32 protein-coding genes and 2 pseudogenes are annotated in these 25,730 nt (G+C 49.7%); 24 read left to right on the forward strand and 10 right to left on the reverse strand.

The features are described from left to right. Window positions 1-333 (forward strand): annotated as a pseudogene (locus tag Q8M75_RS03565) (PTS sugar transporter subunit IIA); the annotation flags it as partial. On the opposite strand, the pseudogene Q8M75_RS10110 reads toward Q8M75_RS03565, so the two are convergent. After that, a pseudogene (locus Q8M75_RS10110) lies at window positions 325-381 on the reverse strand (hypothetical protein); the annotation flags it as partial. The pseudogenes Q8M75_RS03565 and Q8M75_RS10110 sit on opposite strands and share 9 nt — an antisense overlap. A 62-nt stretch (window positions 382-443) precedes the next feature. Here Q8M75_RS10110 and Q8M75_RS03570 point away from each other — a divergent pair. Both Q8M75_RS03570 and ptsP read left to right on the forward strand, forming a co-directional pair. Then, the gene (locus Q8M75_RS03570; RefSeq protein ID WP_305486254.1) at window positions 444-713 is read left to right on the forward strand and encodes an HPr family phosphocarrier protein; all 270 of its coding nucleotides are present in this window, start codon (window positions 444-446) and stop codon (window positions 711-713) included. Between the two features lie 3 nt (window positions 714-716). Then, complete coding sequence (gene ptsP / locus Q8M75_RS03575) at window positions 717-2,471, forward strand: phosphoenolpyruvate--protein phosphotransferase (RefSeq protein WP_305486256.1); 1,755 nt, start codon at window positions 717-719, stop codon at window positions 2,469-2,471. A gap of 12 nt (window positions 2,472-2,483) precedes the next feature. Here the strand turns inward: ptsP and Q8M75_RS03580 are convergent, their stop codons facing one another. From Q8M75_RS03580 to gpmA, 3 genes are read right to left on the reverse strand one after another with little or no spacing between them, the layout of a single operon-like run. Then, a complete protein-coding gene (locus Q8M75_RS03580) occupies window positions 2,484-3,242 on the reverse strand; it encodes a HesA/MoeB/ThiF family protein (RefSeq protein ID WP_305486259.1) in 759 nt (252 codons plus the stop codon). Between the two features lie 9 nt (window positions 3,243-3,251). Beyond that, window positions 3,252-4,688 carry a S41 family peptidase gene (locus Q8M75_RS03585; protein WP_305486260.1) on the reverse strand — a complete coding sequence of 479 codons (1,437 nt, stop codon included), beginning with the start codon at window positions 4,686-4,688 and terminating at the stop codon, window positions 3,252-3,254. Between the two features lie 53 nt (window positions 4,689-4,741). Continuing rightward, window positions 4,742-5,431 carry a 2,3-diphosphoglycerate-dependent phosphoglycerate mutase gene (gpmA, locus tag Q8M75_RS03590; RefSeq protein WP_305486262.1) on the reverse strand — a complete coding sequence of 230 codons (690 nt, stop codon included), beginning with the start codon at window positions 5,429-5,431 and terminating at the stop codon, window positions 4,742-4,744. Window positions 5,432-5,453: 22 nt separating this feature from the next. On the opposite strand from gpmA, the gene Q8M75_RS03595 reads away from it, so the two are divergent. The 4 genes from Q8M75_RS03595 to Q8M75_RS03610 are packed head-to-tail and all read left to right on the forward strand — an operon-like array spanning window position 5,454 to window position 7,728. Beyond that, a complete protein-coding gene (locus Q8M75_RS03595) occupies window positions 5,454-5,870 on the forward strand; it encodes a rhodanese-like domain-containing protein (RefSeq protein ID WP_305486263.1) in 417 nt (138 codons plus the stop codon). A 3-nt stretch (window positions 5,871-5,873) separates the two neighbouring features. Then, window positions 5,874-6,137 (forward strand): glutaredoxin 3, encoded by a 264-nt coding sequence (grxC, locus tag Q8M75_RS03600; RefSeq protein WP_305486265.1) that lies wholly within the window; start codon window positions 5,874-5,876, stop codon window positions 6,135-6,137. 22 nt (window positions 6,138-6,159) lie between these two features. Continuing rightward, window positions 6,160-6,684: a protein-export chaperone SecB gene (gene secB / locus Q8M75_RS03605; protein ID WP_305486268.1), complete on the forward strand. Its 525-nt coding sequence runs from the start codon at window positions 6,160-6,162 to the stop codon at window positions 6,682-6,684. A gap of 21 nt (window positions 6,685-6,705) precedes the next feature. Continuing rightward, on the forward strand, window positions 6,706-7,728 hold the full coding sequence (locus Q8M75_RS03610) for an NAD(P)H-dependent glycerol-3-phosphate dehydrogenase (RefSeq protein ID WP_305486270.1): 1,023 nt from the start codon (window positions 6,706-6,708) through the stop codon (window positions 7,726-7,728). 9 nt (window positions 7,729-7,737) lie between these two features. On the opposite strand, the gene trmL is transcribed toward Q8M75_RS03610, so the two are convergent. Both trmL and Q8M75_RS03620 read right to left on the reverse strand, forming a co-directional pair. Beyond that, the gene (gene trmL, locus Q8M75_RS03615; protein WP_305486273.1) at window positions 7,738-8,208 is read right to left on the reverse strand and encodes a tRNA (uridine(34)/cytosine(34)/5-carboxymethylaminomethyluridine(34)-2'-O)-methyltransferase TrmL; all 471 of its coding nucleotides are present in this window, start codon (window positions 8,206-8,208) and stop codon (window positions 7,738-7,740) included. 2 nt (window positions 8,209-8,210) lie between these two features. After that, window positions 8,211-8,966, reverse strand: a complete 756-nt coding sequence (locus tag Q8M75_RS03620) for a ComF family protein (protein WP_305486275.1) — start codon at window positions 8,964-8,966, stop codon at window positions 8,211-8,213. Between the two features lie 23 nt (window positions 8,967-8,989). Here Q8M75_RS03620 and Q8M75_RS03625 point away from each other — a divergent pair, with 23 nt between their 5' ends. From Q8M75_RS03625 to Q8M75_RS03655, 7 genes are all read left to right on the forward strand, one after another. Then, window positions 8,990-9,787, forward strand: a complete 798-nt coding sequence (locus tag Q8M75_RS03625) for a class I SAM-dependent methyltransferase (protein WP_305486278.1) — start codon at window positions 8,990-8,992, stop codon at window positions 9,785-9,787. Between the two features lie 192 nt (window positions 9,788-9,979). Next, window positions 9,980-11,134: a cytochrome c oxidase subunit II gene (coxB, locus tag Q8M75_RS03630; RefSeq protein ID WP_305486280.1), complete on the forward strand. Its 1,155-nt coding sequence runs from the start codon at window positions 9,980-9,982 to the stop codon at window positions 11,132-11,134. 33 nt (window positions 11,135-11,167) lie between these two features. Further along, on the forward strand, window positions 11,168-12,772 hold the full coding sequence (gene ctaD, locus Q8M75_RS03635) for a cytochrome c oxidase subunit I (RefSeq protein ID WP_305486282.1): 1,605 nt from the start codon (window positions 11,168-11,170) through the stop codon (window positions 12,770-12,772). A gap of 29 nt (window positions 12,773-12,801) precedes the next feature. Further along, complete coding sequence (locus tag Q8M75_RS03640) at window positions 12,802-12,912, forward strand: cytochrome oxidase small assembly protein (RefSeq protein WP_234408098.1); 111 nt, start codon at window positions 12,802-12,804, stop codon at window positions 12,910-12,912. Between the two features lie 13 nt (window positions 12,913-12,925). Further along, window positions 12,926-13,522, forward strand: a complete 597-nt coding sequence (locus tag Q8M75_RS03645; RefSeq protein ID WP_305486286.1) for a cytochrome c oxidase assembly protein — start codon at window positions 12,926-12,928, stop codon at window positions 13,520-13,522. Continuing rightward, a complete protein-coding gene (locus tag Q8M75_RS03650; protein ID WP_305486287.1) occupies window positions 13,519-13,713 on the forward strand; it encodes a DUF2970 domain-containing protein in 195 nt (64 codons plus the stop codon). The genes Q8M75_RS03645 and Q8M75_RS03650 overlap by 4 nt, the downstream gene beginning before the upstream one ends. A 30-nt stretch (window positions 13,714-13,743) precedes the next feature. Further along, window positions 13,744-14,598, forward strand: a complete 855-nt coding sequence (locus Q8M75_RS03655) for a cytochrome c oxidase subunit 3 (protein ID WP_305486289.1) — start codon at window positions 13,744-13,746, stop codon at window positions 14,596-14,598. Between the two features lie 57 nt (window positions 14,599-14,655). On the opposite strand, the gene Q8M75_RS03660 is transcribed toward Q8M75_RS03655, so the two are convergent. Then, window positions 14,656-14,865, reverse strand: a complete 210-nt coding sequence (locus tag Q8M75_RS03660) for a twin transmembrane helix small protein (protein ID WP_108469815.1) — start codon at window positions 14,863-14,865, stop codon at window positions 14,656-14,658. A 15-nt stretch (window positions 14,866-14,880) separates the two neighbouring features. On the opposite strand from Q8M75_RS03660, the gene Q8M75_RS03665 reads away from it, so the two are divergent. The 5 genes from Q8M75_RS03665 to Q8M75_RS03685 are packed head-to-tail and all read left to right on the forward strand — an operon-like array spanning window position 14,881 to window position 18,957. Then, window positions 14,881-15,657, forward strand: a complete 777-nt coding sequence (locus Q8M75_RS03665; protein WP_305486291.1) for an SURF1 family protein — start codon at window positions 14,881-14,883, stop codon at window positions 15,655-15,657. Between the two features lie 7 nt (window positions 15,658-15,664). Further along, a complete protein-coding gene (locus Q8M75_RS03670) occupies window positions 15,665-16,324 on the forward strand; it encodes a hypothetical protein (protein WP_305486293.1) in 660 nt (219 codons plus the stop codon). Next, complete coding sequence (locus tag Q8M75_RS03675) at window positions 16,321-17,442, forward strand: heme A synthase (protein WP_305486296.1); 1,122 nt, start codon at window positions 16,321-16,323, stop codon at window positions 17,440-17,442. Before Q8M75_RS03670 ends, Q8M75_RS03675 begins: the two co-directional genes overlap by 4 nt. Then, window positions 17,439-18,338, forward strand: a complete 900-nt coding sequence (gene cyoE, locus Q8M75_RS03680; RefSeq protein ID WP_305486298.1) for a heme o synthase — start codon at window positions 17,439-17,441, stop codon at window positions 18,336-18,338. Before Q8M75_RS03675 ends, cyoE begins: the two co-directional genes overlap by 4 nt. Then, complete coding sequence (locus tag Q8M75_RS03685) at window positions 18,331-18,957, forward strand: SCO family protein (protein WP_305486300.1); 627 nt, start codon at window positions 18,331-18,333, stop codon at window positions 18,955-18,957. The genes cyoE and Q8M75_RS03685 overlap by 8 nt, the downstream gene beginning before the upstream one ends. A 14-nt stretch (window positions 18,958-18,971) precedes the next feature. Here Q8M75_RS03685 and rpoH read toward each other — a convergent pair whose 3' ends face one another. Both rpoH and ftsY read right to left on the reverse strand, forming a co-directional pair. After that, the gene (gene rpoH / locus Q8M75_RS03690; RefSeq protein WP_305486302.1) at window positions 18,972-19,844 is read right to left on the reverse strand and encodes an RNA polymerase sigma factor RpoH; all 873 of its coding nucleotides are present in this window, start codon (window positions 19,842-19,844) and stop codon (window positions 18,972-18,974) included. A gap of 157 nt (window positions 19,845-20,001) precedes the next feature. Further along, the gene (ftsY, locus tag Q8M75_RS03695) at window positions 20,002-20,889 is read right to left on the reverse strand and encodes a signal recognition particle-docking protein FtsY (protein ID WP_305486304.1); all 888 of its coding nucleotides are present in this window, start codon (window positions 20,887-20,889) and stop codon (window positions 20,002-20,004) included. A gap of 82 nt (window positions 20,890-20,971) precedes the next feature. Between ftsY and Q8M75_RS03700 the strand changes: the two genes are divergently transcribed. From Q8M75_RS03700 to Q8M75_RS03720, 5 genes are read left to right on the forward strand one after another with little or no spacing between them, the layout of a single operon-like run. Then, the gene (locus Q8M75_RS03700) at window positions 20,972-22,363 is read left to right on the forward strand and encodes a pitrilysin family protein (protein WP_305486306.1); all 1,392 of its coding nucleotides are present in this window, start codon (window positions 20,972-20,974) and stop codon (window positions 22,361-22,363) included. Between the two features lie 11 nt (window positions 22,364-22,374). Beyond that, a complete protein-coding gene (locus tag Q8M75_RS03705; RefSeq protein ID WP_305486308.1) occupies window positions 22,375-23,724 on the forward strand; it encodes a pitrilysin family protein in 1,350 nt (449 codons plus the stop codon). A 3-nt stretch (window positions 23,725-23,727) separates the two neighbouring features. After that, window positions 23,728-24,327 carry a 16S rRNA (guanine(966)-N(2))-methyltransferase RsmD gene (rsmD, locus tag Q8M75_RS03710; protein WP_305486311.1) on the forward strand — a complete coding sequence of 200 codons (600 nt, stop codon included), beginning with the start codon at window positions 23,728-23,730 and terminating at the stop codon, window positions 24,325-24,327. 37 nt (window positions 24,328-24,364) lie between these two features. Beyond that, window positions 24,365-24,862 (forward strand): pantetheine-phosphate adenylyltransferase, encoded by a 498-nt coding sequence (gene coaD / locus Q8M75_RS03715; RefSeq protein ID WP_305486314.1) that lies wholly within the window; start codon window positions 24,365-24,367, stop codon window positions 24,860-24,862. 4 nt (window positions 24,863-24,866) lie between these two features. Next, a complete protein-coding gene (locus tag Q8M75_RS03720; protein WP_108469806.1) occupies window positions 24,867-25,124 on the forward strand; it encodes a YfhL family 4Fe-4S dicluster ferredoxin in 258 nt (85 codons plus the stop codon). 17 nt (window positions 25,125-25,141) lie between these two features. On the opposite strand, the gene pth is transcribed toward Q8M75_RS03720, so the two are convergent. After that, complete coding sequence (gene pth, locus Q8M75_RS03725) at window positions 25,142-25,726, reverse strand: aminoacyl-tRNA hydrolase (RefSeq protein ID WP_305486317.1); 585 nt, start codon at window positions 25,724-25,726, stop codon at window positions 25,142-25,144. Window positions 25,727-25,730 lie beyond the last annotated feature (4 nt).

The raw sequence follows: 25,730 nt of genomic DNA on the forward strand, positions 1-25,730 counted from the left end.
ATGGCCGGAATTCTGATCATTGCCCACACACCCATAGCCAGCGCCATGCTGAGTTTTGCTGAGCATGTGTATGGTTCTGTACCAGAACACATTCAGGCAGTCGATATCCCAGCGCATGAGGATGCCAAAATGAGTTTCGAGCGGGTATTGGCCGCTGCCAAGGCAGTTGAGAGGCATGGCGAGCTCTTAGTCTTAACGGATGTGATGGGCGCAACTCCAGCGAACGTTGCTTCACGCCTGGTGACGCAGCAAAATAATTCGGGCATGAAATTTAAAGTTCAAATTTTGGCCGGACTGAATCTGCCGATGCTGATGCGCGCAGTCTCCTATAAAGACGACGCGCTCGATGCCTTGACGCAAAAAACACTGCAGGGCGGACAAAACGGCATCCTGCGTTTAGGCGGTATTGCCAATCTACAAACTACGGAAGTGCAGGATTAATCATGCCAGTTGCTGAAATAACCATCATCAATAAACTTGGGCTTCATGCTAGGGCATCAGCCAAGCTATCGCAACTCGCTGCGCAATTTCAGTGCGAAGTGCTGCTCAGTAAAGGCAGCCGTCAAATTAATGCCAAGAGCATTATGGGTGTGATGATGCTGGCGGCAGGTATTGGCAGTACTGTGACTCTAGAAACCATCGGTACGGATTCAGAAGAGGCTATGCAGGCCATTACTGCGTTGATTAATGATCGTTTCGGTGAGGGCGAGTAAGCCGTGACCTTTTCATTGCACGGCATTCCGGTATCCAAGGGCATTGCGATTGGCCGAGCTGTACTGATCTCGAGGGCCGCTCTAGAGGTGAGCCACCACCTCATCGATCCTGGGCAAGAGGATGCAGAAGCCAGGCGATTGCTAGCAGCGTTTAAACAAGTTCAGTCCGAGTTAACTACCCTGCGCGCGGGCTTACCGAAAGATGCGCCCCAAGAAATGGCAGCGTTTTTGGATGTACACAGCATGATTTTGGCCGATCCTACTTTGGCTGAAAAACCCTTGCGCTTGATTCGGACCGAGCGCCTGAATGCGGCTTGGGCGTTGACAACCGAGCTCAACGATTTGCTAGAGCAATTTGCCGAAATCGAAGACCCTTACCTAAAAGAGCGTGCCCACGACATTCGGCAGGTAGCAGAGCGGGTTTTGAAGGCGCTGCACTCGCAACACAAAGAAGGTTTATCCCAGCCTGATTTTTTAGCGCCGACTGATGCAGGAGTCGATGCCATCATTGTGGCGCACGACATTGCACCACACGACATGTTGCGCTTTAAGGACTATGCATTTAAAGGCTTTGTGACCGACCTTGGTGGTCGCACCTCGCATACTGCGATTGTGGCCCGTAGTATGGAAATACCCGCAGTTGTGGGTGCACGCCATGCTAGCGAGATTATTCGCCACGGCGACTGGCTGGTGTTGGATGGTGATCGCGGCGTAGTAGTGGTCTCTCCCAGCAATCGCTTATTGGCAGATTACCGCGCCTTACAGCAGGCTGAACTGGCTGAAGCGCAGAAGTTACAGCAAATTAAGTATTCCGATACGAAGACGCGTGATGGCGTTCAAATTGAACTCTTGGCCAATATTGAGTTGCCGGAAGATGCGAATCAGGCAGTCGAGTTTGGTGCGGTCGGCGTTGGTTTATTTCGTTCCGAATTTCTCTTTATGAATCGCAAAGAAGCTCTTCCAGGAGAAGAGCAGCAGTATTTAGAATATCGCCGCGTGATTGAAGCTATGCATGGCTTACCGGTCAATATTCGAACCATTGATGTCGGCGCCGATAAAGCCTTAGGTTCGAGCAGCGACTTATCGCAAACCGGAACGTCGCCGCTTGGATTGCGTGCAATTCGATGGTCCCTGACAGAGCCGGAGATATTCTTGACCCAGCTGAGGGCAATTTTGCGGGCCTCTGCCCATGGTCAAGTGCGCATCATGATTCCAATGCTGGCGCATGCAAAAGAAATTAGCGAGACCCTGCGTTTGCTTGAAAAAGCCAAGGCCCAGTTGCAACAGCGCAATCAATTGTTTAACCCCAATATTCAAATTGGGGCGATGATCGAGATTCCGGCAGCAGCCTTGGTATTGCCTTTATTCATTCGGCACTTTGATTTCTTATCGATTGGCACGAATGATTTGATTCAGTACACATTGGCGATTGATCGCGCAGATCATGCAGTAGCCCATTTGTATGACCCCTACCATCCTGCGATCCTTAACTTGTTAGCGAATATTATTAGACAAGCAAATCAGGCAGGTATTCCGATTGCAGTGTGCGGTGAGATGGCAGGTGATCCAAGCTTAACTAAACTCTTGCTAGGTATGGGCTTAACGGATTTCTCGATGCACTTTAGTCAGCTGCTATTAGTTAAGCGCGAAATCCTCAAGGCCGATGTCAGCAAATTAAGGGCGCCAACAGCTGCTGTACTGAGTGCAATTGATCCTGCTGAGCAGGCGGATGCACTGGCGGCACTCGCTGCAGCCTAATTACGAATTGATTTATGCTGGGTGACGTTGGCTGCAGACGGAGCAGTCCGGATTGCGGCTAATTTGAATGGTTTCAATTTGAGTATTGCGCGCATTCCACAACAACAAGCGTCCGATCAAGGGACTGCCAAAACCAATCAGCACTTGCAGAGCTTGCGCAGCCTGCATCGTCCCGATAATCCCAACCAAAGGCGAAAAAACACCCATGGTGGCGCAATTGATTTCTTCTGGGACTTCGTCAGGCGAAAAAATACAGGCATAGCAAGGTGAGTTTGGGTGTTTCACATCAAATACGCTCAGTTGGCCATCAAGGCGCAGTGCCGAACCAGACACTAGGGCCACACGATGCTGGGCGCAGGCCGAATTAATTAACTGACGGGTAGCAAAGTTGTCGGTGCAATCTAAAACCACATCGATGGTGGGCAAAAGCGCCTCTAGGTTCTTGGCAGTGGCGCGCTCTTGCAGCGCGGTAACGCGAACAGTTGGATTTAGGGCCTCAAGAAAACGCTTACCCGAATCCACCTTACTGCTACCAACGCTATTTTGCGTGTGCATGATTTGGCGCTGCAGATTGGTTAATTCAACGGCATCAAAGTCCATGAGGGTGATGGTGCCAATACCGGCTGCTGCCAAGTAGGGCGCGGCAGCGGAGCCTAAACCGCCAGCCCCAATGACTAGGACGTGGGACTTGAGTAGTTTTTCTTGTCCCGCTAGGTCAATTTCATCCAGCAGTAAGTGCCTGGAGTAGCGCAGTAACTGCTCGTCGTTCATGGACTTCGATTATTCGAGCTTGGAGGCTGAACGCTGTACTTCTTTGCCGTCGATGAAAGCAACCGCTTGCTGCAGCATGAAGTCGTCCGGACCGCCTAATTCAACGGGCTTTTTGGACTTGTCTTTTTCACGCTCTTCTGGAGTCTTGCTGGCATTCTTTTCTTCAATGCGCTGCAATTCTTCAATCCGGCGTTTTTGACGATCCAAGATTAATTTTTCTTCCGATGACTGCTTATTGCGCAGGTGTTTCTCACTGTCAATTTCACGCGTGATTAATACGTCATCCGGATCGCCATCTTTATTTTGATCTACTGCGATATCAGGCTTAATACCGAAAGCCTGAATCGATCGACCTTTGGGTGTGTAGTAGTAGGCCGTTGTAATCTTGAGAGCAGAGTCATTTGATAGAGGGCGAACGGTTTGCACCGAGCCTTTACCGAAGGTGGTCTTACCAATAATGGTGGCGCGCTTGTAATCTTGGAGTGCTCCAGCAACGATCTCCGAGGCAGAGGCGGAGAATGCGTTAACCAAAACCACCATCGGGATCTTTTTAAACAATGGAGGCACTGATGCCAGTGGATCACCTGCTTCGCTGAGGCGATACATCGCAGGCGTTGCATTGAAGATCTGCGTGGAATCAGGCGCCTGTCCCTTGGTTGAAACAATCACGGCATTGGCTGGCAGAAATGCCGCCGCAACTCCAACAGCCCCTTGCAGTAGGCCGCCGCCGTTGTTCCGCAAATCCAAGATAAGCCCTTTGAGATTGGGATTTTTCTCCGCAATTTCGCTGAGCTTCTTTGCTAAGTCAGGGACGGTGCGTTCTTGAAAACTGGTAATCCGAACCCACGCAATATCCTGATCGACAATTTTAGTTTTGATCGACTGCACTTTGATTTCAGCGCGGGTGATCGTCACTGGAAAACTACGCTCTTCACTTTTTCTAAAAATGGTCAGCGTAATTTTTGTTCCTGGTTTACCGCGCATGGTACGCACTGCTTTGTCCAATGACATGCCGCGAACAGGCTTGTCGTCAAGCCTTGTTATTAAGTCACCCGCTTGAAGGCCAGCACGAGCAGCAGGACTGTCTTCAATTGGATTAAGCACTTTTACTAAACCATCTTCGGAGGTAATTTCAATACCAAGACCGGCAAACTTACCTGCGGTCTGCTCTTGCATTTCTGAAAAGTCTTTCTTATCCAAATACGAAGAATGTGGGTCCAAACTACTGACCATGCCTTTCACGGCATCGGTCAATAATTGCTTATCTTCGATTGGCTCAACATACTCCCGCTTGATTTGAGAAAACACATTCGATAATGTACGTAGTTCATCCAGCGGTAGCGTCGTGGCGCCTTGTTGCGCTGTTGCAGAAAATTGGATCGTTGCGGCAACGCCGGCGATAAGGCCAACGGAAACAAGAGCAAGGCTTTTAAATAAATGGCGCATGTGGGCGATCGGGTGTGTTTTGGTACTGGATTAAGTATGCTGCCTATTTTGCTCTAGTCTAGGTAAAAATGCTGTTTCGGCTTTAAATCTTCGTCCAATTCATACACCAGGGGTTTCCCGTTGGGCACATTGACCTCCATGATGTCGGTTTCGGAGATTCCGTCCAGGTATTTAATCAATGAACGGATGCTATTGCCGTGGGCAACTAAGACAACCCGTTTGCCTAGCTTAAGCGCAGGTGCAATGGACTCGTTCCACAGGGGCATTACCCGATCAATCGTATCTTTCAGGCACTCACCCAAGGGAATATCACCCTGTTCTAGCTTGGTGTAGCGGCGATCACCGTGGCTGTTACGCTCATCGCTCGTGTCCAGCAAGGGCGGGCGAACATCAAAGGAGCGACGCCAAATATGCACTTGCTCATCGCCGTACTTAGCTGCGGTTTCGGCCTTATTTAAGCCGGTCAGGGCGCCGTAATGCCGCTCGTTTAAGCGCCAGCTGTGCACCACTGGAATCCACATCAGGTTCATTTCATCTTGAATGTACCAAAGCGTGCGGATGGCACGACGCAAAACCGAGGTGTATGCAATATCAAACTCATATCCCGCTTTTTTCAGGCTTTTGCCTGCTGCGATGGCTTGATCAATGCCTTTTTGGGTTAAATCGACATCGGCCCAGCCGGTAAAGCGGTTTTCAAGGTTCCAGGCAGATTCGCCATGGCGGATAAGGACAAGTTGTTTCATAGAGCCATTCTATAATCTAAAGATGAACTTTCTAATGCAAATCGAAAATATGGCGCTTATTGCGCTCCTATTAGTTACGGGCGTAGCGCTGTTTCTGCCTACATTATCAACGCTAATTATGGGGGGTGGACTGTCGCCAACCGAGGCCACCATGTGGATCAATCGGAAAAAAGCGCAAATTGTAGATATGCGCCCAGAGGCAGATTTTCAGGCTGGCCACTTGCCTAATGCAAAGCGAATTGCGGAGGATCAAATTGCCTCCGGGATCGACAAACTCAAACTGGACCGCAAATTACCCGTGATTGTGGTTTGCCAAAGTAACGTCGCCTCACGTGGACCGATTAAGGCCCTTCAGTCTGCTGGATTTGCAGAGGTAAAAAACCTCGATGGCGGTGTGCAGGCATGGACCACGGCTGGACTCCCATTGGCTAAAGGCTAAGTGATGCCCTCCGTTCTCATGTACAGCACCCGCGTTTGCCCTTACTGTGTGATGGCCGAAAAGCTATTGCAGAAAAAAGGCGTAGCGCAATTGGAAAAAATTCTGATTGATGCCGATCCTGCGCAGCGCGAGGTCATGATGACTCGAACTGGACGTCGTACGGTCCCACAAATTTACATTGGCGATCACCATGTCGGCGGCTATGACGACTTGGCTGCCCTTGATCGTGCGGGTAAGTTAGACGCCTTATTGGCCGACCCGACCTAATTTTTTAACGAGAAAGTCCTGTATGAGCGAGCAAACAGCATCCCCAAAAGACGGAGCCGGCGAAGCACTAGAGCCAAGCTTCAATATTCAACGGATTTACCTCAAGGATCTATCGCTTGAGCAGCCCAATGCCCCTGCTATTTTGTTGGTTCAAGAGGAGCCGCAGATTCAGATGGAGATTGATATTGCCGTGGACCCATTGGCAGAAGGTATTTTTGAGGTTGCCTTGATTGCAACCTTGACTGCGCGTGTCGATAGCAAGGTGCTGTTCTTGGTTGAAGCAAAGCAAGCTGGTATTTTTCACTTTGTTCTCATTCCACCAGAGCAGGTTGATCCCATGCTCGGCGTGACTTGCCCCACCATTTTGTTCCCCTATTTGCGTTCCAATGTGGCCGATATCATCAGTCGTGCTGGCTTTCAGCCGATTCACCTGAGTGAAATTAATTTCCACAGCCTATATCAGCAGCGCTTATTGCAGGCTCAAGGCTCTGCTGGAGGCGATGGCAAGGAATCAACTCAGGAAAGCAAAATCATTTTGCCCAACTAAACTCTGGACGAGTCACGTACGATGAATGTGACACTACTCGGGGCGGGTGCATGGGGCACAGCCATGGCAGCGCAGGCAGCGCAGCATTTGCCACCAGGCTCAGTCAGGCTTTGGGCTCGTAGTGCTGAGCAAGCAACAGCAATGCAGGTGGAGCATCAGAATCAACGTTACCTTCCGGACATTGCCCTGCCAACTGCATTGCAGGTGGAGTCTGATTTAAACCGTACATTAAAGCTCTTGCGCCCAAGCGATTTGCTGGTGATTGCTACGCCGATGTCTGGTCTGTCCGAGACCATTGCTTGTGTTTTACAGCAAGCAGAGCACCCCCTGAATATCGTTTGGTTGTGTAAAGGCTTAGAGCCGATTACGGCGCTCCTGCCACATCAAGTAGTTGAACGCGAGTTAGCCAAACACGGCCGCGGTCTTGCACACGCAGTCGGTGTTTTATCAGGCCCGAGTTTTGCCAATGAAGTAGCGCGTGGTTTGCCATGTGCGTTAACGGTGGCCAGCAAATCACCCGCATTGCGTCAAGCCGTTCAAGCCGCCTTTCATCATGGCAATATGCGCATTTATGCCAGTGATGATTTGATTGGCGTGGAGCTTGGCGGGGCTGTAAAAAATATTATGGCAATTGCCGCTGGTATTGGTGATGGCCTCGGCTTAGGTCTCAATGCACGCGCTGCAGTATTAACACGAGGCCTTGCAGAAATGATGCGGCTGGTGAAGGCTGCTGGTGGAAAGCCCGAGACCTGCATGGGATTGACTGGGGTGGGCGATCTTATTTTGACCGCAACGGGTGATTTATCACGCAATCGCCGTGTCGGTTTATTGCTGGCTGCAGGACAATCTCTACAAACCGTATTGAATAATTTAGGTCATGTCGCAGAGGGCGTTTTGTGCGCAGCTGCAGTAGCTGATTTAGCTAAGCGCCTCAATGTGGATATGCCGATTACTAGTAATATGTGCGACGTTCTCTCGGGTCACATTACCGCGCACCAGGCGGTACAAAAACTGATGGGCCGCGAGCCAAAACCAGAGCATTGAGTTAGGTCTTTAGGCGCCGCCCGCAAAGCCATTTTGTCGCCAGGCCTCATATACCAAGATAGCAACGCTGTTCGATAAGTTAAGACTACGGCTGTTTTCTCGCATCGGTAGTCGAACCCGGTTTTGCTTCGGGATGGCATTGCGTACTTCGTCACTGATCCCTTTGGTTTCTGAACCAAAAACAAAATAGTCGTTTTTAGTAAAGCGCGCCTGTGCAAAGCTGGCCTTACCTTTGGTTGTGAGTGCAAATAAGTGCTTTGGATCTGGCTTGGTTTTGTCTAAAAAATCAGCCCAGTTTTTATAGACCAGGAGGCTGGCGAATTCATGATAGTCAAGGCCAGCCCTGCGCAATTTGGTATCTTCCAGTGGAAAGCCCAAGGGCTCGATGAGGTGTAGCGTTGCTCCGGTGTTGGCACACAAGCGAATGATATTGCCCGTGTTGGGGGGAATTTCCGGTTCGAATAAAACAACATTAAACATCGCTATGGATTCCTTAAATCGATCTGCGTTTGGGGCCTTAAGGTGCGCAATACAACCCAATTGACAACGGAACGTGCACCATTATCCTTCAGTAAGGTGGCGATCTCCTGCAGGGTTGAGCCGGTAGTCATGACGTCATCAAATACGATGATCGATTTATTGTGTATTTTCGGTAGTGCCTCTGGGTGAATGTAAAACGCATGACGTAGTGCAGTCTGTCGATCGAGGCGATTGTTCTCCACTTGATTTGCGTCCGAGTGGTGTCGCCCCAAGGCATTCGCAAGCGGCTCAATTGAGGGCGGTAATCGAATGCGCCTGGCTATTTCCCAGGATTGGTTAAAGCCGCGCTGATTGAGTTTTTGGATGCTGAGCGGCACAGGCAATAACACCGCTGCTTCTGAGGTATTCAGATGCGGAAGTGCCAAGCGGTTCCAGCCAAAGGCAAGGGCATCGGCAATCGCGAGGCGCCGCTGGTATTTAAGCTGATGCATTGCATCCTGCAAGACACCATCGTAGCGATCAAGGCAATGCGTTCGATCAAATGCCGGTGCATGCAGTAGACAGGCCTTGCATTGGTTTTCTTCGGTGCTGCAGTCATCAAGATCAACCCCGCAGCAGATGCAGCAGGGGTAATGAAAGAGCGATTGGCTTTCTAGAAAAGCGAAGCAAGCATGGCACAGCATTTCTGTTTGATGGCGGGTGCACACGATGCATGCGGTGGGCAATAAATGCTGAAAGAGAGTGCGTAAAAAATGCATGGGGCGCTGAGTATACTGAGCGCATGACCCGATCATTAAGATGGCTTAAAGACGATATTGCCTTGCGCATGATGCAAAAGCTCGAGCTGCTCAAACATCAGCCGCGCTCGCTATTGATCATTCCGGATGCGCCTGGAGTGCACGCAAACCGCTTGGCCAAACGATTCCCAAAAGCGGCACTCTCAAGCATTCCTGAGTCAGATCTCAGTTGGGCCGATATGACAAAAATGAAGTTGGCTCGAACGTGCAGCTTTATTGCTAATGGCCTATCGCACTTTCCAGCCATCCGTGAGGGTGGACTTGCTCTTCCAGATCAATCGCAAGATATGGTGTTTAGTAATTTATGGATCCACACCCTAGATCAGCCTAAATGGGTCGTTCAGGAGGCATGGCGGGTCTTGCGCGAGGGCGGTCTCTTTTCCTTCAGCTATCTTGGCCCCGATACCGGTAAAGAGTTGCGTGCCATGCAATGCAATGCCATAGATGGGCCTGCATTAGCAGCTCTCCCTGGAGCATTGGATATGCACGACTTGGGAGACGCGCTGGTGGAAAGCCGATTCTCTGATCCGGTCATGGACATGGAATACCTCTACCTAGAATACGAATCCGATGCCCTTTATCTGCAGGATGCCCTTGCTCTTGGACTCCTGTCGGCGCAGCAAGTGCAGGCAATTTCTGCAGACAAAACCGCAAAATTACCGCAAAAAATGACGCTTGAAGTGGTGTATGGACATGCTTGGGTGGTGGGTAAACACCTGTCTGCAACAAAGGACGCATTCGCCTTTATTTCACCCGATCAAATTAAACGTAAGAATGGATGAGATCTTTAATAAGAGTAAGCACTTACTTTATTATTAAGTAATACCACTATTGAACCCCCTCAGCGCATATCTAAATTGTTGATTAAGATAAGAAACCCTATAATTACGCATCAATATGTAAAGCCAGCTTGCTTTTGCCTTATTTATGCGTGGTGATGCATTTAAAAATTACGATTATTAATAGAGATAAAGATGAATTTACTTGGAAAAGCCGTGAGAGCACTGCTCTTAACCCTTGCCTCAATTAGTACCGGAACGGTATTTGCGAATCAAGATATGCCAGGCGGACCCGCAGTAAATCAACTCAATTTCCCTGTCGCAGCAACCAAAATCATGGCCGAAATTCATTGGCTGCATTGGATGATGCTTGTTATCTGTACGGTGATTTTCATAGGTGTGTTTGGAGTGATGTTCTACTCCATTTTCAAACACCGCAAATCGAAGGGTGCTAAGTCTGCTTCCTTTCATGAAAGCACCACAGTAGAAGTGATCTGGACAGTCATTCCACTCCTCATCGTGATTGGTATGGCATTGCCAGCAACCAAAACCGTGGTGGCGATGAAAGACACCACTAACGCCGACATCACCATTAAGACTACTGGCTATCAGTGGAAATGGGGATACGACTACATCAAGGGTGAAGGCGAAGGGATCAGCTTTTTATCCACCTTATCTACTTCGCGCGAGTCCATCAATAACTTAGCGCCAAAATCAAATACGTATTTGATGGAAGTCGATAACGAAATGGTGGTGCCGGTCAATAAAAAGATTCGCATGATTACCACAGCCAACGACGTTATTCATGCGTGGGCGGTACCTGCATTTGGCGTTAAACAAGATGCTATCCCTGGATTCGTACGCGACACTTGGTTTAAGGCAGAAAAAATCGGCACCTATCGTGGCCAATGTTCCGAGCTCTGCGGCGCTCAACACGCCTTTATGCCCATCGTTGTCCGTGTTGTATCCGATGAGGATTACACCAAGTGGGTAGAAGAAAAGAAAAAAGAAATGGCCGCATTGGCAGATGATCCAAGTAAGGTCTATACCTTGGCTGAGCAAATGGAGCGCGGCGCAAAAGTATATGCAGCGAACTGCGCAGCATGCCATCAACCAAATGGAAAGGGTGCTGGCTCATTCCCTGCCTTGGACGGCAGCAAAGTTGTCTTAGGGCCTAAAGAAGCTAACTTCCAAATCATGCTCAACGGTAAAGGCGCTATGCCAAAGTGGGGCGGCGTGATTTCAGACGGCGACATTGCAGCAGTAATTACCTATACACGGAATGCATGGGGCAATAAAACAGGCGATGTGTATCAAACGCCTGACCTCATGGCAGCACGGACTAAATAACAACTTAATTAAAAAATCATCTCGGAGCAACTCATGAGCACAGTCTCTACTACCCACGATACAGCACACGATCACGCGCATGACCATGCGCATGACATGCCACATGGATGGCGTCGGTGGTTGTTTGCAACCAATCACAAAGACATTGGAACGATGTACCTCATCTTCTCCTTTATCAGCTTGTTGGCTGGCGGTGTCATGGCCCTTGGTATTCGTTTGGAATTGTTTCAGCCTGGCTTGCAATACCTGCGCCCCGAGTTCTTTAATCAGTTAACCACCATGCATGGCCTGGTGATGGTGTTCGGCGCGATCATGCCGGCCTTTGTTGGTTTTGCAAACTGGATGATTCCCTTGCAGATTGGAGCATCCGACATGGCCTTTGCGCGGATGAATAACTTTAGCTTTTGGATTTTGCCCGTCGCAGCGACCTTATTGTTTGGTTCATTTTTAGCTCCCGGTGGCGCGCCATCCGGCGGCTGGACGATGTATGCTCCGCTAACCTTGCAGATGGGCCCCGGCATGGACATGGCGATTTTCGCCCTTCACTTGCTCGGCGCTTCTTCCATCATGGGCTCGATTAACATCATCGTGACCATCTTGAACATGCGCGCGCCTGGTATGACTCTGATGAAGATGCCCATGTTTGCATGGACATGGTTGATCACAGCCTACTTGTTAATCGCAGTAATGCCAGTGTTGGCGGGCGCGATTACGATGGTTCTAACCGATCGCCACTTTGGTACTTCATTCTTCTCCGCTGTTGGCGGTGGTGATCCAGTGATGTACCAGCATATTTTCTGGTTCTTTGGTCACCCAGAGGTCTACATCATGATTCTTCCAGCGTTCGGAATTATTAGTGAAGTGATTCCTGCGTTCTCCAGAAAGACTTTATTCGGTTACAGCTCAATGGTCTACGCTACTGCGTCGATTGCGATTTTGTCCTTCATCGTATGGGCACACCACATGTTCGCTACGGGCATGCCAGTAACCGGTCAGTTGTTCTTCATGTATGCAACCATGCTGATTGCGGTTCCTACCGGCGTCAAGATCTTTAACTGGGTTGCAACCATGTGGAGAGGCTCGATGACATTCGAGACTCCGATGTTGTGGTCAGTTGGCTTCATCTTCGTATTTACGATGGGCGGCTTTACAGGCCTGATTTTGGCCATTGCCCCAATTGATATCGGTGTACAAGATACCTACTATGTTGTAGCCCACTTCCATTACGTCTTGGTTGCTGGCTCCCTCTTTGCGATGTTCGCTGGTTTCTATTACTGGTGTCCAAAATGGACTGGCTACATGGCTGACGAGTTCCGTGGCAAAGTGCATTTCTGGGGTTCGATGATTTTCTTCAACCTCACCTTCTTCCCAATGCACTTCTTGGGATTAGCAGGTATGCCACGCCGTTACGCTGATTACCCAACGCAGTTTGCTGACTTCAATATGATTGCATCGATTGGTGGTCTCGGCTTTGGATTGATGCAGGTTTATTTCCTCTTGTTTGTCGTAATGCCTGCCTACCGTGGTCACGGCATCAAAGCATCAGCTAGCCCATGGGATGGCGCTAAGGGTTTGGAGTGGACTGTGCCTTCGCCAGCACCGCACCATACTTTTGAAACACCTCCTCGGGTTAGCTAATTCACACTGTGACCCAGGAAACTAAGGACATGTACAAATCAGCTCAGGCAGCGCGTAACCGCCGCTTGGGTCTGATTATGCTCAGCGTCGCCTTTGTTTTCTTTATGGGCATTGTGATGAAACGGGTGATGTTGGGCTAAAGCCTAAAAAATTATGGCCAATATCAAAACCATCAATCGCCAAATTTTGTTGAAGCTGTTGCTGGCTTCTGTATTGATGTTTGGTTTTGGCTATGCTTTAGTGCCACTCTATAAAGCGCTGTGTGAAGTCACTGGCATCAATGTCGTGACCAATAAAAACAACTACGGTGTGCGTGCTCATGGCGCAACCAAGCCAGAAAATAGCCAGGTCGACTATTCACGTACGGTCACGATTGAATTTGACTCCAATAGCCGTGGCCCATTTTCGTTTAAGCCGATGAAGAATTACCTCGAAGTACACCCTGGCGAAATGGCGGAGATTGTCTACAAGGTTTCCAATAATCTGAATCGTCCAGTGGATGCGCAGGCCATACCAAGTTATGCGCCTAAGGCCGCTACCGAATTCTTTACGAAGCTCGAGTGTTTCTGTTTTCAGCAGCAAACCCTCAATCCCCACCAGATGCGCGATATGCCGGTGGTTTTTGTGATTGATCCCAATTTACCTAAAGACGTCAAAACAATTACCTTGTCTTATACTTTTTTTGAGCTTGGTGTAGGTATAAAGCCAGCTGGATCAAGTACGCCGCAAGCGGTGAAGACGGCCTTATGAAAAAGCAAAGCAGTTTTCTGCAATCGATGAAGGCGGTGATGTGGGGATTTTTAGGAGTACGTAAGCAGTCGGGTTTACAGGATGATGCAGCCAGTTTGAGTTTTGTGCACATCATCCTTGCTGGAATTTTGGGGGCAGTTGTTTTTATGGCTGCCTTGTTGTTGATTGTAAAAATGGTTGTATCAAGTTAATACTAATTTTGAGTAAATAGAGAGAGCACAATGTCGTCTAATTCAACCCCATACTATTTCGTTCCTGGTTTATCCAGACACCCCGTGATGGCTAGCATTGGCCTATTGGGTTTTGGAAGCGGCATGACTGGCTGGGTGAACGGCTATTCATGGGGCGCCCCTCTAACGATTGCCAGCGTGGTTTATGTTTTATTCGTGCTCTACAAGTGGTTTGGTGATGCCATCTCGGAGTCCAACTCAGGTCAAAACAGCATTAACGTGGATGTGTCCTATCGCTGGTCAATGAGCTGGTTTATTTTCTCGGAGATTATGTTTTTTGCGGCCTTCTTCTCTGCACTGTTTTATGCGCGCAGCATCTCCATGCCTTGGCTTGGCGATATTGAAAGCAAATTACTCTGGCCTACCTTTACAGCAGTGTGGCCGAACGATGGCCCTGCCGGCTTGGTAGAGCAGTTTTCAACTATTGGCCCATGGCCGATCCCAACCATTAACACCTTGCTTTTGTTGACTTCTGGCGTCACGGTAACCTGGGCTCACCATGCTATTCGTGAGAACAACCAAAAGCATGCTGTATGGGGCCTCGCAGCAACCGTATTTTTGGGCGCGATCTTCTTGGGCTTCCAGGTATACGAGTACATTCATGCCTACCGTGACCTAAATCTAAAACTAACATCCGGCGTTTACGGCTCAACCTTTTTTATGTTGACTGGATTCCATGGATTTCACGTCTTCTTAGGCGCATTGATGTTGGCTGTAGTTTTGCGCAGAGCGATTCGCGGTGACTTTACAGCAGACAACCACTTTGCCTTTGAAGGTGCATCCTGGTATTGGCACTTTGTTGACGTCGTTTGGCTTGGACTCTACGTCGTTATCTACTGGATGTAAGGGTAGGATGAACTAGCCAGTAATGGCAAGTTCAATCAACGATCAAATCGGCCAAGTTTATTGGCCGATTTTGATTCCGGTGGGCTGGATATAGCCTAAGGAATAAGCAAGCCAAATGCCCAAGAAAAGAGCAATGGATAGGCCGATGCGCAGCATGAGTGAATGAACCATCCGAGAGCTATTGCCTTTGTCTTTCATCATGTAATACAAAGCCGAGCCAAGGCTCGCAATAATCAGTAAAAGGGCAGCAGGCATGATCCATTTCATAAGCGAATCCTACCATTGAATATTCTTTCTAGCTTGCTCCGCAATCGCATCATTCCGACCATCGCTATGGTCGTGGTGATGTCGATCGGAATTGGCGCAGGCCTTTGGCAGATGAGCCGAGCTGCTGGAAAAATCGACAAAGCAGAAAAGCTCGCATCCCAGATTGCGCTGCCGCCGCTCAATCTCAATACAAAACCCCAATGGACTTTGGCCGAGGCCGATAGTCGGCGTTTAGTTGTAGAGGGTTCGTTTTTAGCCGATCAGGCGATTTGGTTGGATAACCGTCCACAGCCAGGCGTCACGCCATCCAAAGCGGGCTCAGGTCAGTCCGGATTCTATGTGCTGATGCCGTTTCAGGTAGCTGGTATGGAGAACACTGTCATTTGGGTTCAGCGCGGCTGGGCCCCCCGTAATCGAGAAGACCGCTTAGCACTGCCACCGATCAATACCCCCAGCGGCGAGTTGCGTATCGAAGGAATTGGCATTGCCCAGCCCGACCGCGTTTTTGAGCTGGGGGATGGTGGAATGAGTGGCAATGGGCCGGTACGGATACAGCAAAATCTGGATCTAACGAAGGAGGCGGAGCGCCATCGGTGGCAACAAATCCCCTTCGTATTGAAGCAAATGAGTGATTCCGAAAACGATGGCTTAATGCGTAATTGGACCGCAGCAGCAAGCGGCGTCGAACGCCATTATGCTTATGCATTCCAGTGGTTTGCACTCGCACTGAGTGCCTTCTTATTTTGGCTGATTCATGGCTTGCTGCGAATTCGCCAAACAACAAAAAGGTAGAACGATAGTGGAAGATAAAGAGCTGTTGATACCGGCGGCGCAACATGAGGCGCCGATACCAAACGCACAAACTCGCCGTGGCCGCATTCAAATGCTGTTGCTCTTGTTTGCATGCGCTCTGCCGGTGATTGCCTCCTACTTTACGTTTTATGTATTAAAGCCAGAAGGCGGCAAAACCAATTACGGTCGCTTAGTTACGCCTCCAGAGCAGGCCCAATCAGCCTGGTTTAATCTGCCCCTAGAAGGAAAGTGGACGCTGCTCGTTGCACGTCCTGCTGCTGACTGCGTCAGTCAAAATGAAGCATGTTTGCAAGCCTTGTTTTTAATGCGTCAGGTACGCGTTGCACTTGGTAAGCAAAGTCCACGTACGCAATTGGTTTGGGTGGTAACCGATGGCATGCCAGTCGATCCGCAAGTCAGGCGGGCATACGATGAGCAGACGGCCGGATTTTTTATTGTGAATGCGCCTACCGCTGCCGCAGAAAAAGAACAGTGGACCAATTGGCTCAATGCGAGACAAGGCGGCAAGGACATTCAACTCCTCAATCCGTTTGGGGAAAAGATGATGCAGTTTGCTGTTACATCGGATCCGAAAGAATTTGCCGGAATGCGTAAGGATCTGGAGAAGTTGCTCAAAGTAAACCAGGCAGGTGAAAAGATTCAATGAGCGATAGCGCAATTCTCTTTCTGGAATTAGCTGCAATCGCGATTGTCTTCGCTGGTATACCGCTCGCGTATCTATTCTCGCGCCCAAGCCTCAATTTATTTCAGCGGCTCAATTGGACTATTGTCTTTCTGACATTTGACCTAATCGTCTTCGGCGCCTTTACCCGCCTAAGCGACTCTGGCCTCGGCTGTCCAGACTGGCCAGGATGTTATGGCACCTCAAATCCATTTCGCGCAATGGAGCAGATTCGTTTGGCGGAGGCGGCCATGCCAGATGGTCCAGTAACCGAAGTCAAAGCCTGGATTGAAATGCTGCACCGCTATTTAGCGATGACCGTCGGTGCATTGATTGTGCTGCAAGTTGGCCTAGCGATTGTCAAAGTAAAAGCCTTGGGCACAAAAGCCGTCATCGGCAGCCTTGGTTTGTTGGTATTGGTCTGCTTGCAAGGCGCGTTTGGCGCATGGACAGTGACGTTAAAATTACAACCCATCATCGTATCGATTCATTTAATGCTCGCTTTAATCTTATTGGCCCTCCTCACCTGGTATGCACAGCAGCCTTGGCAGGAGAGCGCTGCCTGCGCTTATAAGCCCATGCTATCTGGTAAGTTCCTTGCGATTAGTTTTGGGATCTTGTTTTGGCAAGTATTTTTGGGGGCTTGGGTTAGCACGAATTATGCTGTGTTGGCATGCCCGGATTTTCCAACCTGCATGGGTAGCTTTAGGCCCGAGACAGATTGGAGCAATGCATTTACCTTATGGCGTCAGCTAGGACTGGATGCCCAGGGGGGTGCGATCTCAACAATTGCACTGCAGACGATTCACTGGACACACCGGGTGTTTGCTATAGCTGTGATGCTGGTATTGGGTTATTTTGCGTGGCATGCATGGCGCGCTGCTGGAGAGGCTCATCCCACATTACGTCGCTGGGCAATAGCAGTTGTTGCCTTGCTGGTATTGCAAGTACTCACCGGTATATCCAATGTCGTCTTTCAGTGGCCCCTGGTAGCTGCCTTATTGCACACCGCAGGCGCGGCTGCCCTGGTCTTGTGCCTGGTCCGGATGTCGGCATGGGCTTCATGGACGCCGACTTTAGTTAGCCCTGGGCGAATCGCATGAGTACTCAACCTAATGCCGTTGGATCTGCGGTGAGACCGATGCCGAAGTGGCGTCAATACGTGGTCTTGACAAAGCCGCGGGTCACGATGCTAGCTGTTTTTTGCGCCATCATCGGCATGTTCTTGGCTACGCCAGGCATGGTGCCGCTCTCGATACTCATTGGGGGAACCATTGGCATCTGGATGTTGGCCAGCGCTGCTTTTGCGGTCAACTGTTTGATTGAGCAAGCAGTGGATGCCAAGATGCGTCGTACTGCGTGGCGACCATCGGCAACCGGTGAAATTTCATCCTCCCACATTATTATTTTCTCGATCATCATTGGCGGCATTGGGATGGTGGTGCTGTGGTATTTCACGAACCCACTAACGATGTGGCTGACCTTTGCCACCTTTGTGGGATACGCAGTGATTTATACCTGGTTGTTAAAGCCGGCAACACCACAAAACATCGTCATTGGCGGCCTCTCTGGGGCGATGCCGCCCGCATTGGGTTGGGTTGCAGTCACAAACTCGCTATCCGCTGAGGCGTGGCTCTTGGTCTTAATTATTTTTGCCTGGACTCCCCCGCACTTTTGGGCGCTTGCCTTGTATCGCCGTGAGGATTATGAAAAGTCTGGACTCCCGATGCTGCCGGTAACGCACGGCGAGCGCTTTACCTTGCTGAACATTTTGCTCTACACCTTGATTTTGATCGCAGCCACTTTATTGCCCTACATTTATGGCATGAGTGGTTTGCTCTATTTGATCGGTGCAATTATTTTGGGTCTGATCTTCTTAGCCTATGCAATTGCCTTGTATATGTCGTATAGCGATCAACTGGCGAAGAAGACCTTTCGGTATTCCATCACCTACCTATCCCTGCTGTTTGCTGTTCTACTGATAGACCATTATGTTTAGTTTGAATGTGCGCCCCATTCTGAGGCTGGCCCCAATCAGGATATTGGGACTGTTCTTGTTATCCCTTCTGATTGTTGGCGTTCTTGGATGTAGCCCAAAGCCAAGCTTTAAGAACGTCGATATCACAGGCAGTACTGCCTTTGGTAACAACTTTAGCTTGCTCGATACCAATGGCAATACAAAAACCATGGCCGATTACAAAGGCAAAGTAGTCGTACTATTTTTTGGTTTTACACAATGCCCCGATGTTTGCCCCACTACCTTAACGGAGATGGAGGAGGCGCTCAAATTACTTGGGCCAAAAGCGGATAAGGTACAGGTCATTTTTGTCACAGTAGATCCTGAGCGCGATACGGCAAGCGTACTAGCGCAGTACGTGCCCGCATTTAATCCACGCTTTGTTGGACTTCGTCCTGCAGACGAGGCCGGCCTTGAGAAAGTAACGAAGGGCTTTCGGATCTATTACAAAAAAGTACCTGGATCCAAGCCGGGCTCATACACCATCGACCATACAGCGGGAAGTTACGTATTTGATCAAAATGGTCAGTTACGGCTTTACATCAAGCATGCGCAAGGACCGGAGGTCTTGGCGCACGACTTGAAGAATATTCTGCAATAAAAAACAGAAATGCTTTAGGCCGCCGATGCTTCGAGCAGGCCGCGCATTTTTTTCAGAGCGGCTGTTTCGATTTGGCGTACCCGTTCTGCAGATATGCCGTACTCTGCGGCTAACTCATGCAAAGTTTTCGTGCCATTACCCTCGGCATCCATCGACAGCCAGCGCGATTGCACAATGTCACGGCTGCGATCGTCTAGTCCACTTAAGGCTTGATCTAGTAGGGGCCCATGCAAACGGTTGGCATCGTTTGCCGCCATCACCCGCGTTGGCTCTTGGCTTTCGTCAGCCAGCCACTGAATCGGCGCATAGGCCTCTTCATCAGAGTCATCGCCATCCAGGGCAACATCACCACCCGCTAAGCGCATTTCCATCTCGCGGACCTCTGCGCCTTTTACATCCAAAGCTTTTGCTAAGGCCTCGACTTCGCTTGCGCTGAGTGCATTGAGTGTGGGCTTATTGCTACGCAGATTAAAAAACAATTTGCGCTGCGCTTTGGTTGTGGCGAGTTTAACCAGGCGCCAATTTTTGAGAATGTATTCATGAATCTCTGCCTTGATCCAATGAATAGCATACGAAACTAAGCGGGCACCTTGCGTTGGGTCGTAGCGCTTGACTGCCTTCATTAGACCAAGATTGCCCTCTTGTATTAGGTCTGCATGCGGAATTCCATAGCCCAAGTATTGGCGCGCAACCGATACCACCAGACGCAGGTGAGAGAGAACCAAGCCTTTCGCAGCATCAACGCTCTCAGTGCGTCGAAACTCTTGCGCTAGGTGTAGCTCTTCCGCAGCGCTGAGCATTGGTAAGCGATTGACATATGCGATGTAGGAATCTAATGTGCCAACCCCGAGGGAGGGCAGCATGGATGTGCTGAGACTGGCGCTCATACTTCCTTGATACGAAAATGGCGCAGCAGCAATAGGAGACTTCAATATGTTCTTTTGGACCATTGTTAACTTGTGATTATCAGTAGTAAGAATACAACCATTTTAGCACTCTATTTAAGAGAGTGCTAATTTGCTTATTATTTCATAACTTACTGATTTAATTGAATAATTCAGACGAATACTGCTTTGCATTGAAGGGCACTAGGTCCTGAACACCCTCTCCTTTACCCAGCGCAAAGATGAGGGGTTTAGCCTCCCCCTGGAAGGTCTGTGCCAAGGCGCAAATCACTCCCCCTTTGGCTGTGCCATCCAGTTTGGTGACTATTAAGCCAGTCAGGCCTAGCGCGGCATGAAAGGCCTTTACCTGACTAATTCCGTTTTGACCGGTGTTGCCATCCAGAACCAAGAGGATTTGATGTGGCGCCCCTGGTAAGGCCTTGCCGATCACGCGCTTGACCTTTTTAAGCTCTTCCATCAAGTTATCTTGAGTAGCTAAGCGACCGGCCGTATCAATAATCAAGACATCACTTTTCCGAGCAATGGCGGCGTGGATAGCATCGTGCGCTACAGCGGCAGCATCGCCGCTTTCTTGACTTACCAGGTCTACGCCATTGCGCACAGCCCACTCTTTGAGCTGATTGCGTGCGGCCGCTCTAAACGTATCACCGGCAGCCAATAGGACGGCACGCTCTTGCGACTGAAAGTGGTGACAGAGTTTGCCGATCGTCGTGGTTTTGCCGGCGCCATTGACCCCAACGACGAGCCATACTTCAGGCTGATACGCCGATTGCATGAATAGAGGATTAGGATTGGCTTCTAGGCCGGAAAGCAGAGTACTGACAGCATCAATCAGAAGTGCTTGCAGTGCTTCTGGGGAAGCGGCTTTTTCAGACTTCGCGGCTGCACGCAGGGTTTGCATCAGCCGCTCCGTAGTGGGTAAACCAACATCACTTTGAATTAGTGACTCTTCCAGTGTGTCAAACCATGCCTCATCCGTGCGGCTTGATTTAAACAGGGACCCTAGGGTTTTACGTAATCCAAACATTGTCGATACAATCCATTTGAGGGCATGCGTTTTCTATAGGTGCATCTTATCAACTAAATCTAACATGATGGCGGTCTTGTCAATGCAATCTTCCCATTTACGTCATGGCGTTTTCGTGTTGCTGTGCCAAATGGTACTGGCTGGATTTCAGCCAGTACAGGCGCAAGCGAAGCCCGACACGGCACAGACCCATGAATACCGGCTGGCCAATGGCCTGAAATTGATTGTTCGTGAAGACAATCGCGCCCCGACAGTAGCGCATATGGTTTGGTACAAGGCCGGCTCAATGGATGAAACGAACGGCCGTACGGGAGTGGCGCACGTGCTCGAGCACATGATGTTTAAAGGCACCAAAACCGTCAAGTCCGGCGACTTTTCAAAGCGGGTCGCCGCAATGGGCGGCCGCGAGAATGCCTTCACCTCCATGGACTACACGGCTTATTTTCAGCAAATTGAGCGGAGCAAATTAGCTGAAGTGATGCACCTCGAAGCAGACCGAATGAATAACCTGAATTTTGATGATGCCGAATTTGCCAAAGAAATCCAGGTGGTCATGGAAGAGCGTCGCCTGCGCACCGAAGACAAAGCATCAGGCTTGCTCTATGAAAATCTCATGGCAACCGCATTTAAAGCAACGCCTTACCGTCACCCCATTATTGGCTGGATGAATGATTTAGAAAACATGGTACCCAATGATGCGCGCCAGTGGTATCGGGATTGGTATGCGCCGAACAATGCCACGGTTGTGATTGCTGGGGATGTTGATCCAGAAAAAGTGCGGGCCATCGCTGAAGCAAGCTATGGAAAATTGAGTGCGCGTGAGTTACCCATTCGCAAGCCACAAATCGAGCCGCCCCAACGTGGTAGTAAGCAGGTGATTGTGAAAGCCCCTGCTGATACACCGCAATTGGCAATGGCTTGGAAAGTGCCGCACATTGACCCAGCAAAAATAGAAGAATACGAGCCATATGCACTCGCTTTATTAGCGGCAGTATTGGACGGTTATGACAACGCAAGGCTGAATCGCGCTTTAGTTAAACAAGACCGAGTAGCTAATACGATTGATGCGAGTTATGACATGGTTGCCCGTGGCCCACAACTCTTTTTTATCTTAGGTACTGTGGCCCAAGGCAAGACAGTGGCGCAACTAGAAAACGGTATCCGGTCGGTTTTATCTGAGCTTAAAACCAAGGGCATTACTGCGGCCGAACTAAAGCGCATTCAGGTGCGCATCTTGGCCGACAAAATTTACAAACGCGATTCTATTTTTGGCCAAGCCATGGAAATTGGTAGCGCTGAAATTGCAGGCGTCTCATGGAAGCAACTTGATCCCATCCTAGATCGACTGCAGGCAGTTACACCAGAACAGGTGCAGGCGGTAGCTAAGAAGTACTTGATTGACGATACGCTGACGATTGCGACCTTAGAGCCACAAGCCAGAGGGGCGTCCAAGTTGCCATTCAAAGCATTTTGAACGAGAAAAATATGAGTCCATTTACCCACATTCGATCAACTTTGCTTCAATTGATTGGTTTAGCTAGTTTTGCATTTGCTAGTAGCGCCAATGCCATTTTGCCAATTGAAACCCTCGATACCGTAAAGGGAGCTAAAGCATACTTTATTCAAACCAAGTCATTGCCCATCATTGATGTAGAGGTCTCGATTGATGCTGGCAGCCGGTATGACCCCGAGAATAAAAATGGCGTCGCTGCTTTAGCAGCGCAGCTATTGACCTTAGGTACGGGTAGTGGCAAGTCGAGCTTGAATGAAGCACAAATTGCGGATCAGATCGCTGACCTTGGCGCTAGTATTAGCGTGGCAGCCAGCAGTGAGCGTACGGTATTGCGGATACGCAGCTTAAGCCGTACTGATTTGCGTGAGCAGGTGGTGCAATTAGCCTCCTTGATTCTGGCAAAGCCGAGCTATGACAGCAAAGTGCTTGATCGTGAAAAGCAACGTCTGATTACTGCGCTACTCGAAGCCCAAACCAAGCCAGAAACCATCTTGCAGCAAAACTTGCGTAAAGCCGTTTACGGAAAGTATCCGCTAGCCTATTTTTCGACGCCCAAAACAGTGGCCGCAATCACCACTGCTGATTTACGAAACTTTCATACCAGTTTGTATCGTGGCGATCGGATCAGTGTCAATATCGTTGGTGACTTAGATCGCGCCCAGGCTAACGCCATCGTGCAGACTCTGTTGGCCGGTCTGCCACAATCGGGTCCGGCCATTGCCCCGCTACCCGTGATGCAGCAAACCCCCCAAGGGCCATTGAGTCAGCGCGAAGTACGGATTCCGTTTGATACACAGCAGGCTCATATTGCCATGGGGATGACGGCCATTACACGCAATAATCCGGATTTTTTCCCGCTGCTAGTTGGTAATTATGTTCTCGGTGGCGGTGGTTTTGTATCCCGCTTGATGGCTGAGGTTCGAGAAAAGCGCGGCCTTGCTTACAGTATTAATAGTTATTTTGCGCCTGGTAAGGATGCGGGGTTTTTTGAAGCAGGCATGCAAACAAAAAAAGACCAAGCGATTTTGGGTTTAGAAGTGATGCAGAAAACAATTAGCCAATTCATTGCAGATGGTCCAAGCGAGCAAGAGTTGCTGGCCGCTAAATCGAATTTAATCAATGGCTATCCATTGCGACTGGATAGCAATCGCAAACTGCTGGATAACCTATCGGGCATCACTTGGAATGACTTGCCACTCGACACCATGGAAACCTGGACCAAACAGGTTGAGGCAGTGACTCTTAGCCAAATACGCGCGGCCTTTCAGCGGCATTTGGATATGAACCGCATGCAAATTGTTGTGGTTGGAATTAATAAGTAAGCAATGCCGCAGTCGATGCAGTCAAAAAAGATACGCATCATTGGCGGGGTTTGGCGCAGTCGCTTAATCAAGGTGATTGATGCGCCTGGATTGCGCCCAACCACCGATCGGGTTCGGGAAACCCTCTTTAATTGGTTGGGTCAAAATTTAGATGGCCTGCGATGTTTGGACGCCTTTGCCGGAGCCGGTGCTCTTGGTTTTGAGGCAGCATCGCGGCGAGCGCGTGCGGTTACCTTGGTTGAGCGGGATAAAACCGCCTTTACCAATTTACGGGGGAACTTAAGCGATCTGCAGTCGTTTCCGGCGGATGCTGCAATTGACTTGGTGCACGGCGACGGCATAGGCTTTCTAAAAAGGCAGGCGAACGCGTCCTGGGACCTGGTTTTTCTAGACCCCCCGTTTGATGATTTCGCGGCTCTGGAGTCCTCCGTTCGCGAGGCGGGGCGCGTTTGCGATGGCCCTGGCGGCGGCCAAATCTACATCGAGACCGCAGTTGGCTGCGATTTAAAGGCGTTAAACAGCCTTATTCCTGACTGGGAATGCAGCAAAGAAATGACGGCAGGCCAAGTAAAAGCGCTCCTATTTCAGCTCAGAAGGGGCTAAACTTTGGCTATCTGCAGTTAGAGCGAAAGAACAATGTATGACCATTGCTGTATATCCCGGAACATTTGATCCCTTGACGCGGGGTCATGAGGACTTGGTGCGTCGCGCCTCCAGTATTTTTAGTCAAGTGATTGTGGGCGTGGCCGATAGCCGCAGTAAGCGTCCATTCTTTGATTTAGAGGAGCGTATTGCGATTGCCAAAGAAGTCCTCGGACACTATCCCAACGTCAAGATTGCTGGGTTTACGGGCCTCTTGAAAGACTTTGCACGCGAGCATCAGGCGCGCGTGATTGTGCGTGGTTTGCGTGCGGTCTCTGACTTTGAGTACGAGTTTCAAATGGCTGGGATGAATCGCTACCTCTTGCCGGATGTGGAGACCTTATTCTTGACGCCATCCGATCAGTATCAGTTTATTTCAGGTACCTTTGTACGTGAAATCGCCACCATGGGCGGCGATGTCAGCAAGTTTGTTTTTCCATCAGTTGAAAAATGGTTGCTACAAAAAACGGCTGCCATGAAGGGCGAAGGCAAATAAGCACATGGCTTTATTGATTACTGACGAGTGCATCAATTGCGACGTCTGTGAACCCGAGTGCCCTAATGATGCGATTTTTATGGGGATTGAGATTTACCAGATCGACCCCAACAAGTGCACGGAGTGCGTAGGCCATTTTGATGCCCCGCAATGCCGGCAAGTCTGCCCCGTTGATTGCATTCCATTGCATCCTGATTATGTGGAAACGCATGATGATCTGATGCAAAAGTACCATCGCTTAACGGCAGCCAAGGCAGCATAAAAGACCGAGGTCAGCCCTTAACAGCTGGAATGCAGGTCCTTCACCGCAGTCGCAGTCTCCCCTTTTAAGAACAAAGGCATTGCATCCAGCGACCGTGATAAGGCGCTATCAATCGCAATCTGCTCCTCCAGAAGAGGCTTACGCAAAACATAGTCGGCAACATCCATTAGCCGGCCAGGTAGGTCGCGAGGATGGCCAATGCCGATGCGCAGGCGCCAGTAATCCGGGCTAGAGAGGTGAGCCAGAATATCTTTTAGTCCGTTGTGGCCGCCAGTGCCGCCAGCAAACTTCAGGCGCGCAACCCCCGCTTTGAGGTCGAGCTCATCGTGGACAACAAGGATTTCTTCGGGTTGAATTTGATGAAAGCGGGACAATGCACCCACCGATTGACCGCTGAGGTTCATAAAGGTATCAGGTTGCAATAGCCAGATGTCGTGCCCATACAGCGACGCCTTCGCCACCTTGCCGTGAAAGCGTTTTTCTTGCTCGAGCAGCACTCCAGCCTGTTTTGCCAAGAGCGACACAAACCAAAATCCAGCGTTATGCCGATCGGTTTCGTGTTTACTGCCTGGGTTGCCAAGGCCAACAATTAATCGAATCATGATC

Origin of the sequence: Polynucleobacter sp. (assembly GCF_030693775.1) — a bacterium.
In the GTDB taxonomy this organism is placed as follows: Bacteria; Pseudomonadota; Gammaproteobacteria; order Burkholderiales; family Burkholderiaceae; genus Polynucleobacter.